The 18893-nt window shown below is 30.6% G+C and carries 15 protein-coding genes; 8 read left to right on the forward strand and 7 right to left on the reverse strand.

All coding sequences use genetic code 11. The features are described from left to right. Window position 1: 1 nt before the first annotated feature. Window positions 2–931: a sterol desaturase family protein gene (locus Q4517_RS00940; protein ID WP_303505194.1), complete on the forward strand. Its 930-nt coding sequence runs from the start codon at window positions 2–4 to the stop codon at window positions 929–931. Between the two features lie 11 nt (window positions 932–942). Beyond that, window positions 943–1773, forward strand: a complete 831-nt coding sequence (locus Q4517_RS00945) for a crotonase/enoyl-CoA hydratase family protein (protein ID WP_303505196.1) — start codon at window positions 943–945, stop codon at window positions 1771–1773. Window position 1774: 1 nt separating this feature from the next. On the opposite strand, the gene Q4517_RS00950 is transcribed toward Q4517_RS00945, so the two are convergent. The 7 genes from Q4517_RS00950 to Q4517_RS00980 form a co-directional block, all read right to left on the reverse strand. Beyond that, window positions 1775–2668, reverse strand: a complete 894-nt coding sequence (locus Q4517_RS00950; RefSeq protein WP_303505198.1) for an AraC family transcriptional regulator — start codon at window positions 2666–2668, stop codon at window positions 1775–1777. Between the two features lie 118 nt (window positions 2669–2786). Further along, a complete protein-coding gene (locus Q4517_RS00955) occupies window positions 2787–4862 on the reverse strand; it encodes a PepSY domain-containing protein (protein ID WP_303505200.1) in 2076 nt (691 codons plus the stop codon). Further along, entirely contained in the window at window positions 4862–5164 is a 303-nt protein-coding gene (locus Q4517_RS00960) for a hypothetical protein (protein WP_303505203.1), read from the reverse strand. Before Q4517_RS00960 ends, Q4517_RS00955 begins: the two co-directional genes overlap by 1 nt. A 1-nt stretch (window position 5165) precedes the next feature. Beyond that, entirely contained in the window at window positions 5166–5495 is a 330-nt protein-coding gene (locus Q4517_RS00965; RefSeq protein WP_303505204.1) for a hypothetical protein, read from the reverse strand. 88 nt (window positions 5496–5583) lie between these two features. Beyond that, a complete protein-coding gene (locus Q4517_RS00970; protein WP_303505206.1) occupies window positions 5584–7983 on the reverse strand; it encodes a TonB-dependent receptor in 2400 nt (799 codons plus the stop codon). A 100-nt stretch (window positions 7984–8083) separates the two neighbouring features. After that, window positions 8084–8812: a DUF4198 domain-containing protein gene (locus Q4517_RS00975; RefSeq protein WP_303505208.1), complete on the reverse strand. Its 729-nt coding sequence runs from the start codon at window positions 8810–8812 to the stop codon at window positions 8084–8086. 50 nt (window positions 8813–8862) lie between these two features. Further along, window positions 8863–11211 carry a TonB-dependent receptor domain-containing protein gene (locus tag Q4517_RS00980; protein ID WP_303505210.1) on the reverse strand — a complete coding sequence of 783 codons (2349 nt, stop codon included), beginning with the start codon at window positions 11209–11211 and terminating at the stop codon, window positions 8863–8865. A gap of 366 nt (window positions 11212–11577) precedes the next feature. Here Q4517_RS00980 and Q4517_RS00985 point away from each other — a divergent pair, with 366 nt between their 5' ends. The 6 genes from Q4517_RS00985 to pgi all read left to right on the forward strand — a co-directional run bounded on the left by Q4517_RS00985 (window position 11578) and on the right by pgi (window position 18825). Further along, window positions 11578–12735, forward strand: coding sequence for a homogentisate 1,2-dioxygenase (locus tag Q4517_RS00985; RefSeq protein ID WP_303505212.1), 1158 nt, complete (start codon window positions 11578–11580; stop codon window positions 12733–12735). 84 nt (window positions 12736–12819) lie between these two features. Next, window positions 12820–13980 carry a 4-hydroxyphenylpyruvate dioxygenase gene (hppD, locus tag Q4517_RS00990; RefSeq protein ID WP_303505214.1) on the forward strand — a complete coding sequence of 387 codons (1161 nt, stop codon included), beginning with the start codon at window positions 12820–12822 and terminating at the stop codon, window positions 13978–13980. Between the two features lie 96 nt (window positions 13981–14076). Beyond that, complete coding sequence (locus Q4517_RS00995; protein ID WP_303505216.1) at window positions 14077–14994, forward strand: tryptophan 2,3-dioxygenase family protein; 918 nt, start codon at window positions 14077–14079, stop codon at window positions 14992–14994. Between the two features lie 102 nt (window positions 14995–15096). Next, window positions 15097–15873 (forward strand): DUF3108 domain-containing protein, encoded by a 777-nt coding sequence (locus Q4517_RS01000; protein ID WP_303505219.1) that lies wholly within the window; start codon window positions 15097–15099, stop codon window positions 15871–15873. Window positions 15874–15970: 97 nt separating this feature from the next. Next, complete coding sequence (locus Q4517_RS01005; RefSeq protein ID WP_303505223.1) at window positions 15971–17251, forward strand: peptidoglycan DD-metalloendopeptidase family protein; 1281 nt, start codon at window positions 15971–15973, stop codon at window positions 17249–17251. 2 nt (window positions 17252–17253) lie between these two features. Beyond that, complete coding sequence (gene pgi / locus Q4517_RS01010) at window positions 17254–18825, forward strand: glucose-6-phosphate isomerase (protein ID WP_303505225.1); 1572 nt, start codon at window positions 17254–17256, stop codon at window positions 18823–18825. Window positions 18826–18893 lie beyond the last annotated feature (68 nt).

Below are 18893 nucleotides of genomic sequence, written 5' to 3' on the forward strand. Positions count from 1 at the left end.
TATGAATTTATCATCTATAGAAATACTTGCAGGAAAATTAGAGCATATGAGTCTAATAGTACTTGTTTTAATGCTTGTTGAATGGGGAATACTTATTGTAACAAGTTATATAGAAAAAAATAAAGAAGGAGTAGTAAGTGTTATATCGTACCTAATACAAAGTATTCCTTACTTCTTATTATCAAAAATATTTATTGTTGGTACTATGTTTTGGTTGTATGAAAATAGACTCTTTACTCTAGGTTTTCAATGGTATATATGGATTGTAGCATATTTTTTGTATGATTTTACAGTGTTTTTTATTCATTTTTTAGGACATAAAGTTCGAGTTTTATGGTGTATTCATGGAGTACATCATACGGCAGAAGAAATGAATTTAACCGTGGTTGCTAGAGGATCAATTTTTGATGTGTTTTTTACACCGTTTAACTTTATATGGCTTCCAATACTAGGTTTTCACCCATTAATGATTTTTGTAATTGAACCTATTGCACGTCTTTATGCAACACTAACACATGTAAATGAAAAAGTTATAGGAAAGCAAAAATGGTTAGATAAACTATTAATAACACCGTCAGTCCATAGAGTACATCATGCAAAAAACCATATTTATTTAGATAGAAATTATGGTGAAACCTTTAGTATTTGGGATCGTTTATTTAAAACGTTTCAAAAAGAATTGGATAATGAAAAAATGGTGTACGGAATTATGCATGAGAAACTTAATAGCGAGAACTTATGGCATGTACAATTTTTACTATGGAAAGAATTATGGTTGGATGTAAAAAAAGCTCCTACGTTACTAGATAAAGTAAAATACCTTTTTATGCCACCAGGTTGGAATCACATTGACGGAGGAAAAAAAGCAAAAGAATATAGAGATGAAGCTTGGAAATTTAGGCTTAAAAAGAACTCATTAAGTACACGCTAAAAATAAAAAGGATGATAAAACAATATGAAAATTTTAAAGTAGACTATTATCCAGAACATGAGATGATTGTTTGGAGTATTAAGTCAAAAGGCGTTCCGAATTTTTCACCAGAAATATTATGGGAATTTAAAGATTTTGCTAAAGATTTAAAAATGATGTTTGCAGACAAGGTTTATCCATTAAAATATATTGTATCTGCCTCTACACATAAAGAGGTATATAATTTAGGAGGGGATTTACCCTATTTTTTAAAAAACATCAAATCTGAAAATAAAGAAGCATTATCAGAATACGCTAATTTATGTATAGATGCTATTTACAACATCTATAATACTTTTGGGTTGCCTGCACTAAGCATCGCTTTGGTTGAAGGAAATGCTTACGGAGGAGGTTTTGAATGTGTAATGGCGCATGATGTTATACTATCTCATAAGTCGGCTAAATTTTGTTTACCAGAAAACAAGTTTCATCTTTTTCCAGGTATGGGAGCTTATAGCTTTTTATGTAGGAAACTAAATATAAAAACAGCTCTTAATGTATTATATACAGGAAATACATACAAGGCTGAAAAACTAGAAGAAATGGGTTTGGTAGATTGTGTTTTTAATGAAGAAACGGGAATGTCATCTGTTATAAATTATATAAAAAAATCAAGCTTTAGTTTTCAATACAATCACTATAAATGTATAAAAAGAGTTTTTCCCTTACAGAAGAAAGAGTTGAAAGATATTACTGCTATGTGGGTAGATGCTTGTTTGAATTTAGAAAGTGAGAGTTTACGTAGAATGGAATTGGTTATAAATGCACAATTAAGAAAATTGAAGTACGAGTTAAAATCTTAATTTATGGTTTGTAATTATAATTTTTTCGAAACTCTTTTGGAGTTGTTTTTTCAAACTTTTTAAAAGCAGCTGTAAAATGTGTAGGGTTTTTATATCCTACCATATCGGCTATCTCGTAAATAGGTTTTTGAGTATAGGCTAATAAGTTTTTTGCCTTATGCATTCTTAAATTTTTGGTGTAATTAAAAATAGTTTCACCAAACAATTTTTTAAACTCGTTTTTTAAAACATTTTGATTTAATAGTACTTTACGAGCAAGTTGCTGAATTGATATTTGCTCATGAATGTTGGTTTGGATTATAGCTTCTACTTTATATATTTTTTTAAGAATGTTTTCATTAGAACTATTTCCTTTCTTAGAATGAATGTTTAGTTGTAAATGTATTAATTCTAATACTTTTGACTCTAAAAAAAGACGTTTTAACAAGCCCTTTTGCGAGTTAGTGAGCATATCATTAACTATTCTTTCCATGTTATAAGTTAACTGTTGTGTAGTGCTTAAACTAGAAGTCTCATTACTAGAAAAAAGCGTTTGCATTTGATGTTTTTTAATAAACGAATCATGCATCTTAATTTTAACTTCATTTATATGCTTATTTCTGTAAAAAACAATTTTATCATCACCATTATCATGTAATAAATAACTTTCATTTTTTTCTATAATAAGATCATTTTCTAGATTAGAAAAACGAATAATTTTTTCTCCATCTATTAAAACAGAAAGTTCTAAAGTATTAAAACTATTACTATCGTTGCTAGAGATAAAAAGAAAATCTTCTTTAAGTTTAGCATTAATTAAATTGATTAGTAAGCCATCAAAATAATAACTTATTATCGTCCCTTTACCATAAAGAGAATTAATAGTATAGACTGAAGTTTTTATACCACAGTCCATACTTTTTATTTTAAGGCACAGAAATTTTTTTAACTGTGACTTTTTGTTGTTGGCAGTAACTATTTCCATAAATACGGGGGATATAGGAAATGGGGAATGAGCCTATACTAAGAAGGAATTAGTCTTTAATCCACTTATAAATATTAATAATTAAAAATATACTAGCTATTGCTACCAAAAGAAGCATAAATATCTCAGATATATTATTAGCTTCGTGAAGAATAGCTTCAAAGAAATGGTACACGTTGTATAAACCGGCAATACTTGCCCAAACCAGTGAAGTTACTTTAAACCATTTTTTAGAAAGTTCAATAGTTAGCAAACCAAACAGTAAGCACATTCCTTCAAATAAAATACGATATATGTGATGTGCAAAAGGAGCTTCACCTGTTGCACCCTCAATTACTAAAGTTTCATTGTAGTATATATTAAATAGCCCGTATATATGGTGAACTATCCAGCCAATTGCTAAAAATATCCAAAGGATACTAATTTTTGTTCTCATAGGTATGTAGTTTTTATCTTTTAATAATTTATTCTTGTCTTCTGTACTTATTGTAACTTGAGCCGTTTTTTCAGCCTCATCAGCTAATAATTGTTTACGATTTTTATAATCTATAGGGTGTTTTGCAAAAGCACTTTTAGTCTTTACTTCAGGTTTAATTTTAAGGTAGATAAATAGTGCTGTAGCAGAAATACCTATCCATAATAAATCGACTGTAAGAATGTCAAACTGTTTAGCTTTATAGGTATTCCAAACCCAGTTGTTGGAAACAATACCGCTAACAACAGGAACTAAAAGCCCAAGAACAGCTCCTGCTAACAAAGTAGCTTTGTTTGTGAAATAATTATCTCGTTTAAATCTAAAATATAGGGTTGCTAATAACCAAACGACAAAAAACCAAGTGTATAAAAGACTCATTTTTTGGGTTTGATAAGTTTCAGGTAAAAGTTTTACTACCAGGAAAAATAAAGCGGTAACAGGGTACAAAGACAAGCAAATAGCAAGATAAATATGTCCTACCTTGGCAGTGTATAGACGTTGTTTTAAACTCATGCTTTTTTTGTTACGAGCTTCTATCCAAATCAACACACCAGTTATAATTACAAAGCATGTAATAAGTGCTAAAACAAAATAAATAACTTTTACGGTAACTCCTCCGAAATTTCCATAATGAAGACGTCCCATAGAAAGCTGAATATCGTCTGTGTATTTACTTTCATTAGGGTTTCTTATCACTGAAGTTTTATTAGTTTCTAAATCATAAATTACCATTCCTGAACTTAAAAAACGTTCTTTATAATCCAACTCTCCAATAAGAAAATATTTCATATTGGAACCTCCGTAATTTTTAATTAAAACATAGGTAGGGTTAAAATGAGACCAGCGATTGGTGTTTTCTTCTACAAATTTATTTACACTTGGAAGTGTTTTGTCAGTTTTAGCAACCCATTCATAAGTTTTACGGTCGGGGCGTAAATCTTCCATTAACTTTGTTTGGTCTCCCCCATATAAAAAGTTAGCAGGTAGTAAAACAAAAAGGCTTAGGCAAAAATAAGCCGCAGTAACAGCATACATAAATTGAAAAGGGAGTCCAATAATACCTAATGCAGTGTGTGCATCTGTCCACACTCTTTTTAAAGCAATTTTGGGATTGAACTGATAAAAGTTTGAAATGATTTTTTTCCAGTGAACGATGACTCCGGTAACAATAGCAAACAAAAAGAATAAAGAAATAAAACCAGCAAGGTAAATTCCAATAGTAGGTATTTGAGTAAAGAAATGTAGACGATATAAAAACTCTCCTAAGCTATATTTTTCTACATAAGAAGCAGTTTCTCCAGTATGAATATTTATTGCTTGATAATTTTGATACTTAGCCTCATTAGGGATATTTATTGTGTCTTTTGCAGGATAAGTTAATACATATATTTCATCGTTTTTGTCTCCTAAATAAAAACGAATATCTCTACTAGTTAAATGATAATTTTTAGAGAGTTTTTTTAATAAAAAATCATAATCTATATGTTCTCGAGCAATATTTTTTGAGTGCTTACCTTCTTCCCAAGAAGCAATTTCATCTTTAAAAAGGGCAAAAGCACCTGTAAAAAAGATAACATACAAGGCTACACTTATAACAATACCGCTAACTGTATGTGTGTTAAAGAACACATTGTAATTCCTATTACTCATTATATAAACGGATTTTGTTGGTTTCCTAAGTAATAAATTACATATAGGATTATTGAAACTGTGAGATATATTACCCAAGCTTTCCATCCATTTTTAAATAAGAAAGGAACAATTAACAGAGCTCCCCAAGCAATAAAAATGGTATAGATAGATGTGATTAGTACTTCTTTTGGGTTTGGTAGCCATAAAACTAAACACATATGTAATAAGGCACTTATAATATATCCACCAATTAGACCTGCAGAGATTTTTGCAAATTGTTGCCAAGGGGATTGGTTTAAATATTTGGAATTAGCAGGCATATTAAAATAAGAGTTCTATTAAAAAAGTTAACGTAAATAAGACATATAAAAAGGCATAGTTTATCACTCTTAATGGAGTGATGAGTACGATAAGGCTTAAAAACAAAGAGGCAGTTACAATCCAAGTAATAATTCCAGCAGAAAGACCAAAAAAGTTTATTGAGAAGAGCAAACCTATCAATAATGTAATTTTTCCAATTATCTTGGTATTACGTTTATTATTATGAAACCATTTTTGTAAGGGGGTGTTCTTAATTAAAAAAGCTTTTTCAGAAGTGCTATATAAGGCATAACACCCAATGAAAATAAGGAAAAGAGTAACTGTTTTCATAGTAGTTCAATGAAATAACAAAACCCTGAACATAAAAGTTCAGAGTTTTGTGTTTGCAACATTTAATAATTCAAATAGATATTCATATTTAAAACTTATAACTTATAGTTCCAAGGAAGGCTCTTGGATTTTGAGGAGTAATGGTACTCCATCCTGTATAATATTCTTCGTTTGCTAAATTATTTCCTTTTACACTAATTCTAAATTTATCAACTTCATAATAAATTGAGGCATTAAAAATAGTATAGGCAGGCAGGTAAAAATCACCTGCAGCAGGATAACCTACCATAGTATTATATTTACTTGCACCGTTTAACCCAAAACCTAATCCTACATTTTTAATAGCTCCTTCTTGGAATTTATAATCAGCCCAAAAATTATAAGAAGTTTCAGGGCCTGCTTCAGCTAAACGTTTATCAACTAAATCAGGTCTAGATTTTGATTTTGTTACTTTAGCATCATTATAGCTAATACCACCACGTAAGTTTAATCCGTCGACAGGGTTAGCATTCATTTCTAGTTCAAAACCTTTACTTCTTACTGTACCATCTTGTAGATTAGTATCAAGCATTACTTTATCTTTCACAGTAATATCGTAATAACTCAAAGTAGTTTCCAGTTTATTATTAAATAAATTTGTTTTTACACCAAACTCTAGTTGGTTTGCTTGTTCTAAATCATAAGATTGTAATTTAGTAGGCCCTTTAGGGTTTGAAATATCTACAAGTATTCTTTTTGGATTAACATAAGAAAAACCATTTTGATAATTAGCAAAAACAGATAGTTGATCTAAAATTGGTTGGTAAACAATTCCGAATTTAGGAGAAAAAGTAGATTTAGTATATTCTTTTTCATCGTCACTTGGGTCGTTTGCATCACCTTTATAATTAAACCTATCATAACGAACCCCTGCCATTACCGATAGTTCTGGTAAAATGTTTACAACATCAGAAATATAACCACTAAGAACATTTTGATTAATATCAGAATCAGCCCTTGCAGAGCTAGCTAAAACAGCATCAATATTTGCTCTTGTAGTTGGTAAATTAGGAAAACCAAAAGCAGGTGGTACAGGTATTAATTGACCTTGAGGGTTTACAACATTAATTCCTCTTTGATCAGTACTATTGTCTAAAATTTGAGAATCTAGATAGTCAACACCAATAACTAACCTGTTTCTTAAAGAACCTAATTTAAAATCACCAGTAAAGTTTTGTTGTAATGTAAGTGTATTTGTTTCTGCATCTGATTTTATAGCATACGTTCCAAACAAATCATTTTGAACATTGTACAAATATGTATAGTATCCTTTAGATTTAGCATTACCGCCAGCTATAATTGTTTGAGAAGACCAATTGTCAGTAATTTTATAAGCTATTTCCCCTCTGTAGTTTTGCGTTGGATTTTTAATAGACATATCATTATTTGTAAATGATTTATTTCTATCGTAGTTTAATTCTTCTAAATTTTTATAGGTAAGCGGGGCTGACCTGTTTAAAAATAAGAAAGCTTGATTTGTTTGATCTGTTGAAGAAAGTTCATAATTAAAGTTTAAAGTTAACCTATTATTTACTTTGTAAGAAACAGATGGGGCTAAAAATAATGCTTTTCTAAACCCAGCATCTTGAAAGCTATCTTGTGTTTGATATCCAGCGTTTAATCGTAATGAAATGTTTTCATTATCTTCTAAGTTTGTGTTAAGATCTACTGTTAGTTTTTTAAACCCGAAAGAACCTCCACCAACGGTAATATTTCCTCCTGTTCCTTTGTATGGTTTTTTAGTGACAATATTAATTAAACCACCGTAAGATGTTACAGTACTCCCGTATAAGGTAGCAGAAGGTCCCTTTACAACTTCAATTCTTTCAACATTGTCTGGGTTTATAAACCCATTTGTAATTCCAGGAACACCGTTTACTAATTGTGGTTGAACAGAAAAACCGCGGATAGAGTAAAAACCTGCTCCATCACCACCTCTACCAGTAGATGACCATAATTTTTCAACACCTGTTGTATTTTTTAAAGCTTCTTCAAAACTAGTAACAGACTGTGATACTAATAGTTGATTGGTAACTGTACTATATACCTGAGCATTTTCAATATTTTTCAAAGGTAATTTAGCTACATAAGCTGTTTTCTTTCTTGAGAATTTATTTTTTCTATGAGTGTCAATAGTAATTTCATTAAGTATCTCGTTACCCTCATATAAGGTAATTACTAAGTTTTTTGTACCACTATTAGTACTTATGTTTTTCGTTTTAAAGCCAACATAAGACACTATTAATGTTATTTCTCCCTTTGTATTAGATAATGTAAAGTTACCATCAATGTCAGTTTGTACTCCATTTTTTGTCCCTTTAACAATAATAGTAACCCCTACCAAAGGTTCATTGTTGTTGTCTAGTACAGTACCACTAATATTTCCCTCTTGTGCTACTGTGTTTACCACTACTAAAAATAATAGAATGGTAGTTAATAAGCCCTTCATTTTTTTCTTATTTAGATTTAATAAATATAACTAAGCAAATGTATTTTAAGAAAAATTAACACCAAAATTTATTTAGAATTATTTTAAATAAATTTTAATACTAGTTTTTTATACAATAAGTTGCACAATGCCAAATAATGTTATAGTTAACATTGTTGTATGTGCCAGGTGTTTTTTCTTCATGTGTAGCTTCTACGGTATATGTAGTTTTTTTAGGTAGTTTAAATGTTACTAACCCTTTTTCATTGGTTTTTTCTTTTACCGACCATTTTCCTTGAGTGAATAAAGTAATTTCTCCTTTTTTAAGGACAGTGCCTTTGTACAATACTTTTAAGATAACTTCATCAGCATTTGTATGGTGTTTTGGAGTAATATCAATAATCTCAATTCCTTCTGGATTCGTACTTTTTAATTCTGTTATTGATGTACCTACGACAACTCTAGCTTTAGCATGATATTCGGGTTTAAAGGTTGTGTAATCGTATTTTGTAAAATCAAACACTTTTATGTTTTTATTATCAAGTGCAATGGTATATGTTCCTTTTTGTTTAGGAACGAAAGAGGTACTATAATAATCGTCTTTAGCTATTGTTTGTAAAGTTGTTTTAGTTCCATCAGGAGCGATTAACCAAATAGTAAAATCTTTGACATTGTTATAGTTCTCACCGCCTACTTTTTCGATTACACTTTCTGAAAACTCTCCAAAACGAATTTTAATTTTGTGTTCGTTGTTTAATTTTCCTGTAGAGCTAGTTTCAATCCAAATGTAATGGGCAAAAGAGTTACTAAATACAGCTAAGAATAATAAAGTAAGAATTGATTTTTTCATTTTTTAATAATTTATAAAAACCACCTAAATTTTAGGTGGTTTTTGGGTTGTTAGAATAAGTTATAGGTAAGAGAAATCCTACCATTGATTCCTGGTTCAGATTGCCAATAAAGAAATTTATCGTTTTTGGTACCAGAATATAAATGTTTATTTAAAATATTATTAATATTTAAAGCAATACGGAGTTTGTTGTTTTTCCAATGCACACCACCATCCATTCTAAAATAGTCAGGAAGTTCTGCATTATTATTAGCTCCTATTGTCCAAGAAGTTCTATCTACTAGATATTGATATCCTAAAGAAATACCAAAACCTTTTAAGGCAGAATCTTGATTAAAATTATAGTTTAACCAACCATTGGTAATATGCTTAGCGTGTCCTGCAATTCGTGTTCCTATTACATTTGGTAAATTTGATTTTGCGATTTCCACATCTGTGTTAGCGTAATTTAATAATAAGTCTAATTCACTTGTAATGTGCGCTTGCATATCAAACTCAAAACCTTTTGATTCTACTTCTCCAAGTAAAATGCTAAACTGACGAGTAGGGTCGGTAGGATCGCTAGTTGTCATGTTGTTTTTATTGATAATATATGCACTTAAAGAAGCGTTTATTTTGCCATTTAACCAATTGGTTTTTAAACCAGCTTCGTAAATAGTTCCTTCAATAGGGTCAAACCTTTTTCCTGCATTATCAATAGCATCATTTGCTAAGAATGATTGGTCATATAATCCATAAGCGGTAATTTGAGGAATTATATCAGCACTCAAACCAATTCTAGGAGTAAATTTTTTAGTTGTAATATCTCCTTTAGGAGTTAACTGAGTGTATCTACCCGCTAATGTTAAACGTATTTTATTCTCTAAAAATCCTATTTCGTCTTGAACATATATAGAGTTTATTTTTGTTCCATAAGAGTAAGAAGGTGTACGGTCTTTTAAAGGTGTACTTCTATCAAATACAGGAAAAATACGATCTCCGTAAGTTGGATTGTATATATTAAAAGGGTTTTTAGGAGTGTCTACTGCACCACCTTGATAAAAATCAGCAAAATACTCTTTATCCGTATAATCAAACCCTCCCATAACTTTATGGGTTACTGCTCCGGTATTAAACTTTCCGTTAGCGTATAATTGAAAATATTCACTTTCAGAAATAGCATCCCAAATACTTACACTTCTAATAGCATCACCATTATTTTGCATACTATTTAACCATGCAGAAGCTCCCTGTTGAGTATACAACATAGTAACATATTTTGCTTCTACTGACCAGTTATTATTAAAGCGATGTGTTAGTTGGTTTAATAAACTAACTTCTTTAATATCAGTATCAGGAAAATTACTGTCAACCATAGAAAAGTTCTTAGGAAGACTCCCAAATCCTTTATCTAAAGGAGCAAAAATATAAGCAGCTCCTAAAAGAGTGTTTAGTTTTTGAAAAGAAAACTCAGTTAAGAAGTCTGTTTTATCACTTATTTTATATGATAATGAAGGAGCAACACCAATACGTTCACTATCCTCAAACTTTCTATGACTTCCAGTGTTTTGATATAAAACGTTCAAACGAGCTAGTAAACGCTTATCACTTGTTAAAGATCCACCAAAATCTGCCGCAGCTCGATATGTATCAAAACTGCCTGCCATTAAGTTTATAGACCCTATTTTTTCTTCGGTAGGTTTTTTTGTAACCACATTATAAAAACCACCAGGTTCACCCGCAGCCATCATAAAGCCTGAAGGTCCCTTGACAAATTCTATACGATCTATCATAAAAGTATCTTCAGATAAAGGTCCCCATGAGTCTTGAATGTTTACACCATTCCTAAAAGCAGGTAATCTAAACCCACGCATGTTAACACGTGCGAAATTCCCCCAATGCTCTATGTTACTAACCCCACTTACATTCCTAAAAGCTCCCTCTAGCATATTTGTTACAAGTTGATCTTGTAAAACCTCTGACCCAACTACCTGAATGTTTTGGGGTAATTGTTTAATAGGTGTTTGCAAGCGTAAAGAATTAGATACCTTCTTCTTAGCGTATCTGTTTTTTACTCCATTAATGGTGATTTCGTCTAACTCATCGATAGCTTCTTTAAGAAGAATCCTACCAAGATTTTTAGATTCATTACTTTTAAGTCTTACTGTAATTGATTTTTTCTCAAAACCAACCATTGATAAATTAATTACATACTTACCTTTTTTTAAGTTTTTAAACTCAAATACTCCTTTTTCATTACTAATAATTCCATGATTTGTAGAACTTAAAGTTATATTCACAGAAGAGAGGAAGTTATTGTTTTCTGATACAATAACACCCTTAATAGAGCTGTTTTGAGCGACTATTGATGTTGTAATAAATAAAAACAATACCAACAATATGGGTATGATTTTTTTCATTTTTTATTATTATTTAGATTTAATAAGTTTATTTTATGAAGCAAAAGTATTTTAACAAAATTTAACAACAAAACTTATTTAGATTAATTTTAAATAAAAAAATCTAAAATTTTGAAATTTAATGAGATATCAACATCTTTTTAATTTTGGTATATTTGTAAAACACAACTAAAAACCTATTAAAATGCATTGGAAAGATCTTTTAGCGCATTTAAAATTCATGATAAAACGGAATCCGGAGTAGCTATTGTTGTTTGATTTTGAGGTTTAGCTATTGTTTTTACAATAAGTAGAAATAATAGGCTAATAAAGAAAGAGAGTTAATTGTATAATTAACGAATTGTTGAATAATCAAATTAATTAAAGATGCCTTTTTATCATAAATTAGGAAAAATTCCACACAAGCGACACATTCAGTTTCGTAAAGAAGATGGAAGTTTATATTACGAACAATTATTTGGTACAATTGGTTTTGACGGAATGTCAACCAATAGTTATCATGAATATAGACCAACGATGGTTAAAGAAATTCGGAAGCAATACTCTATTGCTCCGAAAGTAGCGAAAGAAAATAATATCCAATCGTATCGTTTTAGAGGTTTTCAAGTTCCACCAGAAAACGATTACTTACAAAGTAGAAAAGTAGTACTTACAAATTCTGATTGTAATATTATCTTATCGGCTCCAAAAGAATCTACTAAAGGCTATTTTTATAAAAATACGGATGCAGATGAAGTAATTTTTATTCATAAAGGAACAGGAAAATTACGCACAATGCTTGGGAACTTAGATTTCAAGTATGGAGACTATTTAGTAATTCCTCGCGGAGTTATTTATAAATTGGATTTTGATACAGAAGATAACAGGTTGTTTATCGTAGAGTCGTATCGCCCAGTGTACACTCCAAAAAGATATCGTAACTGGTTTGGTCAATTGTTAGAACACTCGCCATTTTGTGAGCGTGATATTCGCAGGCCAGAAGAGCTTGAAACACATAACGAAAAAGGAGATTTCATTATCAATGTAAAAAAGCAAAACGAAATTATTGAAATGGTATATGCAACACACCCTTTTGATGTTGTTGGATATGACGGGTATAACTATCCATATGCTTTTTCAATTCATGATTTTGAACCAATAACAGGGCGTATTCACCAACCGCCACCAGTACACCAAACATTTGAAACAGATGCTTTTGTAATTTGTAGTTTTGTTCCGAGGTTATATGATTATCATCCAGAATCAATTCCTGCACCATACAATCATAGTAATATTGATTCTGACGAAGTATTGTACTACGTAGATGGAGATTTTATGAGTAGAAACGATATAGATGCAGGTCATATCTCGTTACATCCAGCAGGAATTCCACATGGTCCACACCCAGGAGCTGTAGAAAGAAGTATTGGAGAAACAGTAACTGAAGAATTAGCGGTAATGGTAGATACTTTTAAGCCTTTAAAAGTAACTGAAGAAGCTATGAAAATAGCAGATGAAGATTATTATAAATCTTGGCTAGAGTAATTCAGTATATTAATGTGACAATTTGAAAATGTGTCAATTCAATTTTCAAATTAATTAATTATCAAATTTTCAAAATAGAGAGAAATGTCAAAAGAAATAAAATCGGTAAACTACGGTTTAGAAAAAATATTTGAAGGAGCACAAGACTTCTTACCACTTTTAGGAACAGATTATGTAGAATTTTACGTAGGTAATGCAAAACAAGCAGCGCATTTTTACAAAACAGCTTTTGGTTTCCAATCGTATGCATACAAAGGTTTGGAAACAGGTTCTACAGAAGAAGTAAGTTATGTGTTAAAACAAGATAAAATCAAATTAATTTTAACAACACCATTAAACAGTAAATCTCCAATTAATGATCATATTGTAAAACATGGTGATGGAGTTAAAGTGGTGGCACTTTGGGTTGAGGATGCAAGAAAAGCGTATGAAGAAACAACATCTCGTGGAGCAAAATCATATATGGAGCCAACTGTTGAAACAGACGAACATGGAGAAGTGGTAAGAGCTGGGATTTACACGTACGGAGAAACTGTGCATATGTTTGTTGAGCGTAAAAACTACAACGGAACATTTTTGCCAGGTTTTAAAGAGTGGAAATCAGATTATAATCCACCAGCAGCAGGATTAAAATATATCGACCACATGGTAGGTAATGTTGGTTGGAACCAGATGGATGTTTGGGTAAAATGGTACGAAGATGTAATGGGGTTTGAAAACTTTTTATCATTTGATGATAAGCAAATTCATACAGAATATTCAGCGTTAATGAGTAAAGTAATGTCTAACGGAAATGGAAGAATTAAATTTCCAATAAATGAACCAGCTGAAGGAAAAAAACGTTCTCAAATTGAAGAGTATTTAGATTTTTATGAAGGAGCAGGAGTACAACACATTGCGGTTGCTACTGATGATATTATAAAAACAGTAAGCCAATTAAGGTCTCAAGGAGTAGAGTTTTTATCAACTCCACCAGAAGCATATTATAAAGCAGTTCCTGAAAGGTTAGAAGAATTTAGTCATGAATTGAGAGAAGATATTGAAAAGCTAAAATCTTTAGGAATTATGATTGATGCTGATGAAGAAGGATATTTATTACAAATCTTCACAAAACCAGTAGAAGATCGCCCAACTTTATTTTTCGAAATTATTCAAAGAATGGGAGCTCGCGGATTTGGAGCAGGAAACTTTAAAGCATTGTTCGAATCAATTGAAAGAGAACAACAATTAAGAGGAACTTTATAGACTAAGATAGATAATAGAAAAAAGGGAAAAGAAAATAGATAGTTAGACTGTCTGTTTTCTCTTTTCTCTTTTCTTTTTTCTCAAAAAAACAAGAAAATGAGTAAAGAAGAAATATTAAAAGCAATAGAAGAAAAATACGATAAGTTAGGAGTTCCTGTCGAAGCAATGTTGGAAGGGTTGCTCTGGAGTGAACCCATAACTTACTGGGATTATATACAAACAGATGCACTTTTAGGGTTGCAAATTCCTAGAACCACATTACCAGATGAAATGGTTTTTATCATGTATCACCAAGTAAATGAATTATTATTTAAAATGATATTGTGGGAAATTGAACAAGTAGCAAAATCCTCTGAAATTTCACCAGAAAAATTCTCAAAGCACTTAATGCGTGTTAGTCGTTATTTTGATATGCTATGTAGTTCTTTTACAGTTATGGGTGATGGAATGGATGTAGAGCAATACTTAAAATTCCGAAATACACTAACACCAGCAAGTGGATTTCAAAGTGCACAATACCGTAAGATTGAGTTCGCATCTACAGATCTTATCAATTTAATAGATGCTCGTTATCGAGATACAATAGATAGAAATTCATCGTTTAAAAACGCCTATGACCATCTATATTGGCAAGCAGCTGGTAAAAACTATAATACAGGTCAAAAAACAACTTTATTAACGTTGTTTGAGAAAAAATATATGGGTGATTTTATTGATTTTATGGAAGATTATAATGATTGTAATCTTTCAAAAAAATTCCAGCAACTACCTAAAGAAGTTCAAGAAAATGAAGAATTAATCAAAGCAATGCGACATTACGATTATACAGTAAATGTAAAATGGGTAATGGCTCACTACAATGCAGCAGGAAAATATTTGGGAGGAAGTGATGGTGATTTGGAAGCAACGGGAGGAAGCAATTGGCGTAAATATTTGCATCCGAAGTATCAAAGAAGAATTTTCTTCCCATATCTATGGAGTAAAGAAGAGTTGAAAAATTGGGGAACTTTTTAAACTCTAGTAACAAGAAGATAAAAGAAGCATAATGTTCTGTTAAACAGTTTTTTTAATTTTTGGAATGGTAATTGTCTATCAATTTTTATAAGTTTGAACATTATGAGAAAAAGAATATTGTTTTTTACATTTTTAATCGTTGCACAAAGTTTTTTTGCACAAAGTCAACCAAAAGCATACAAAAGCGGAGAGTGGCTTCGGTTTGATATGAGTTACAGTGGTTTTTTAAAAGCAGGAACAGCTGTTTTACAACTAAAAGAGAAGAACCTAAATAACCAAAAAGTACTACATGCTATAGGAACAGGTAAAACAACTGGTGTTATTAGTTGGTTCTTTAAAGTTGATGATAGATATGAAAGTTACTTTGGAATTGATAAAGTACAGCCTTATTTATTTAAAAGGAAAATAGATGAGGGCGGACATAAAAAAAATCGACATATAACCTTTAATCACAAGAAAAAAACAGCGTACGTTCAAGATTTCCGTAAACAAAAAGATACGTTAATTTCTATTAAGTCTCCTCAAGATATGATTTCTACGTTTTATTTTTTAAGAAGTCAGAATACAAAAAAATTAAGAAAAGGAGATGAAATTAAACTTGATATGTTTTTTGATAATAAAAGCTACCCATTTAAATTACGGTTTTTAGGCTATGAAACATTAAAAACAAAATTTGGTAAAGTAAAAACACAAAAATTTAGACCATTAGTACAAGCAGGTAGAGTTTTTAAGGCAAAAGAAAGTGTTACCATTTGGATTTCAGCGGATGATAATAAAGTACCAATAAAAATGAAAGCTTCCCTAGCAGTAGGTTCACTACGTGCAGAATTAGATGCTTATAAAGGGTTAGCAAATCCTTTTGAAGTAATAGTTGATTAAAAAAATGATATAAGCTGTTTAAGAATTGTTAAAGTGGGAGGAAAAATAGTATTTATTTGTACTTTTGCGCATAAACTCAAATCTAAAGCAGCTTTTTTTGAAAAAACTCATTCTTACATTCATTATTTTATGTCTTTTCCTTTCGTGTAAAGAAGAAAAGAAAGTTGTCGTACAAGAACCAGTTAAAGTTGAAAAACCGAAACCTGTTATAGTTTATGGTTTTAATTTAGATAACTATAAGGTTATTAACGATACTATTAAGAGTGGAGAAAGTTTTGGGGTTATTATGGATAGACACCATGTTATGTATCCAAAGATTAATGAAATAGCAACTAAAATTAAAGATACTTTCGATGTAAGGAGAATACGATCAGGAAAAGCGTATACAATCTTAGCTTCAAAAGATAGTTTAGATCAAGCAAAGGTTTTTATTTATAAGCATAACAAAGTAGAAGCTACAGTTATCGACTTTAAAGACTCAATAATATCTGCATATAAACATAGAAAAAAGATAAAAACTGTTGAAAAAGAAATAGCAGGTGAGATTTATTCTAATTTATCCATAACAATGGATAGCTTACAATTAAAACCAACATTAACGAATACAGTTGCAGATATTTATGCATGGACTTTAGATTTTTATCGTTTGCAAAAAGGAGATACATTTAAGTTGATTTTTGAAGAAAAGTTTATCAACGATACTACTTTTGTTGGATACGGTAAGGTTAAAGCAGCTATATTCAAGCACAATGGGGAAGATTTGTATGCGTATAGATTTGTTGCCGATTCGATAAAAAAAATTCCTGAATATTACGATCAAGACGGGAACATGCTACGAAGAGCATTTTTAAAATCACCAATTAAATTCCAGTATCGAATTTCTTCACGATATAATTTAAGAAGAAGGATTAAGTTATATGGTAATAGGATAAGAGCTCATAAAGGAACTGATTTTGCTGCCAGATATGGAACGGAAATTATGTCTACCGCAAGCGGAACAGTTGTTGAGTCTGCAAGGAGAGGTGGTAATGGAAATTATGTAAAAGTAAAACATAATAGTACCTATACGACTCAATACTTACATATGAAAAGGCGAAAAGTTAGAGTTGGTGAGTATGTAAAGCAAGGAGATATTATAGGTTGGGTAGGTATGACAGGTAACACTAGTGGACCTCACGTTTGTTATCGCTTTTGGAAAAATGGACGACAAGTAGATCCGTTTCGTGAAAAATTACCTTCGGCAGAACCTTTAGATCCAAACATTAAACCAACGTATTTAGAGTATATAAAACCATTAAAAAGACAATTAGATAGTATAAAATTGCCACAACCTGAACCACTTTCATTTAAAGAAAAAGAAATTTTAGCTACAAATTAATTATGCCTTTACAAAATATTAACCCAACAGAAACTGCAGCTTGGGAAAAGTTAACAGAACATTTTAATGAAGCGAAAAATTATGAGTTAAAAGAATTGTTTCGTAAGAATAAAAATAGGGAAGATGACTTTTCTATTTTATTAGATGAATTAAGTGTTGATTATTCTAAAAATAGAATAACTCAAGAAACAATCAACTTGTTAATATCTTTAGCTGAAGAAGTTAAATTAAAAGAAGCTATAGAAAAATATTTTTCAGGGGACAAAATTAATGCTACAGAAAACAGAGCAGTATTACATACAGCTTTAAGAAGTGGTTCAGATATACCTGTTTTTGTAGATGGAAAAGATGTAAAGCCTAAAATTAAAACAGCTTTACGAAAAATGAAAGCTTTTAGTAATAAAGTTATTTTAGGGAAATGGAAAGGGTATACAGGGAAGTCAATAACAGATATTGTTAATATAGGTGTTGGAGGTTCTGATTTAGGACCAAAAATGGTCGTAGAAGCATTAAAGTTTTACAAGAATAAACTGAAGACACATTTTGTGTCAAATATAGATGGAGACCATGTTTCAGAAATTCTTAAAAAAATAAATCCAGAAACAACACTTTTTATCATAGTTTCCAAAAGTTTTACAACTCAAGAAACAATTAATAATGCTAATACAATAAGAGATTGGTTTTTAGAGTCAGCAACTGTTTTTGATGTTTCTAAACATTTCGTTGCAGTCTCTTGTAATACTAGAGCAGTTGATAATTTTGGCATTGATAAGAAAAACGTATTTCCAATGTGGGATTGGGTTGGTGGTCGATTTTCACTTTGGTCAACTGTAGGATTGTCAATTTCTCTATCCATAGGTTTTGATAATTTTAATGAACTATTAAGAGGAGCTGAAAAAATGGATGACCATTTTAAGGCTGCTGATTTTGATAAAAATATACCAGTTATCTTAGCTCTTTTAAGTGTTTGGTATAATAATTTCTTTGATGCGGAAACGGAAATGGTACTGCCTTATAGTGAATACTTGGAAAAACTTCCAGCATATTTACAACAAGCTGTGATGGAAAGTAATGGTAAAGGTGTTGATAGAAACGGAAAAGAAGTTAATTATGAAACAGGGACTATTGTTTGGGGAGGAACAGGTGTTAATTCACAACATGCCTTTATGCAATTGTTACATCACGGGACTAAATTAATACCTGTTGATTTTATAGGTTTTAAAGAGCCATTACATGATTTAGAAAATCATCATGAAGAATTGCTTGCAAATTATTTTGCTCAACAAGAAGCATTAGCTTATGGAAGAACTAAAGAAGAAGCACATTTAGACTTAAAAACAAATAATCAGTTAAATCAGATTAATAAGCTTTTACCATATAAGGTGTTTAAAGGGAATCATCCCAGTAATTCAATATTCTTTAAAAAACTAACTCCTTTTTCTTTAGGAATGCTCTTGGCAATATTTGAGCATAAAATTTTTACTCAAGGTGTTATATGGAACATATTTTCATACGACCAATTTGGTGTAGAATTAGGAAAAGAATTAGCCAAAAAAAAACTCACTAACGATTAAATTTTAGTTAATCGTATTTCTTTTATATTTTTTAACTTATATATAGGTTTTGTTAATAATGCTGTTAG

The sequence above is a fragment of the Tenacibaculum sp. 1_MG-2023 genome (assembly GCF_030547425.1).
GTDB lineage: Bacteria > Bacteroidota > Bacteroidia > Flavobacteriales > Flavobacteriaceae > Polaribacter.